At 50.6% G+C, this 1370-nt stretch carries 1 rRNA gene; it reads left to right on the top strand.

The window, feature by feature from the left end:
• Positions 1–723: 723 nt before the first annotated feature.
• A 16S ribosomal RNA gene (locus AB5542_RS21270) occupies positions 724–1370 on the top strand; the annotation flags it as partial.

Genomic DNA, 1370 nt, shown 5'->3' with positions numbered 1-1370 from the left:
TCATGAACTCCGGGGAGAGTTCATGGTATGTAGATGGTATGTTCATGCCCTAGTGGATCCCCGGCCTAACCCTGGTGTGAGGGCTGTGAGGCAGTCCATTTCCCGTAGTTTTCCCGTTGAAGAGAGGGAGAAGGCAGGGTTCAAAGACGTATCACATTCGAATCAAAGACGTTTCAAAGGCGTTCGTGAGTGTCCTTGAAGCGTGCCTGTCCGGGTATTGAAGGGGGTTTACCCCGTTTCCTCCCGCTTCCCGGGTTGGTTCTAGCCTGGCTCTTCTCGTTCTAAAAGTCTGGATTCCAGTGTCGATTAAAAAAGTTTGAAAAAAAGTGGTTGAAAAGTTTGGAAAAGGGTAAATGTTTACCTTATCTTTGCACCCGCTAAAACGGGACAGGGGGAGGATGAAAGAGGGAGTCGAGTTCACGTGGAGGCGGCGTTCTGGTGGTGTTGATGACGATCTTTTACGGCGGGAAGTCCCTTAAACGAGGCCCTCGAAAAAAAGTTTGAAAAAACTTCGAAAAAGATTTGGAAGGAAAGATAAAAACGCCTTATCTTTGCATCCGCTTTCGCTCCTGAAAAAGCGAGGGCGATGAAAATGACAAGAAGAGTTCTTTAACAATATTGACGTGAAAATAAACAACGTAGCGAGCGTGAATCGAAATCGACGGTAGTCGAGATTCATGAAACACATGACCCGGCCAGAACAAAATTTCTGTAAATAACTTTACCATGAAGAGTTTGATCCTGGCTCAGGATGAACGCTAGCGACAGGCTTAACACATGCAAGTCGAGGGGCAGCGGGGAGTAGCAATACTTCGCCGGCGACCGGCGCACGGGTGAGTAACACGTGTGCAACCAACCCCGTACCGGGAGATAACCCGCGGAAACGTGGACTAACATCCCATAACACTGGAGGATCGCATGATCTTTCATTTAAAATTCCGGTGGTACGGGACGGGCACGCGCGACATTAGGTAGTTGGCGGGGTAACGGCCCACCAAGCCGACGATGTCTAGGGGTTCTGAGAGGAAGGTCCCCCACACTGGAACTGAGACACGGTCCAGACTCCTACGGGAGGCAGCAGTGAGGAATATTGGTCAATGGGCGAGAGCCTGAACCAGCCAAGTCGCGTGAGGGAAGAATGGTCTATGGCCTGTAAACCTCTTTTGCCAGGGAAGAATAAAAGGTACGTGTACCTTCTTGCCAGTACCTGACGAATAAGCATCGGCTAACTCCGTGCCAGCAGCCGCGGTAATACGGGGGATGCGAGCGTTATCCGGATTTATTGGGTTTAAAGGGCGCGTAGGCGGGACGCCAAGTCAGCGGTAAAAGACTGCAGCTAAACTGTAGCACGCCGTTGAAACTGGCGACCT

It is taken from the genome of Butyricimonas sp. RTP31003st1_G1_RTP31003_210430 (assembly GCF_040920905.1).
Classification (GTDB): domain Bacteria; phylum Bacteroidota; class Bacteroidia; order Bacteroidales; family Marinifilaceae; genus Butyricimonas; species Butyricimonas paravirosa.
This window is presented reverse-complemented; position numbering and strand designations above follow the sequence as displayed.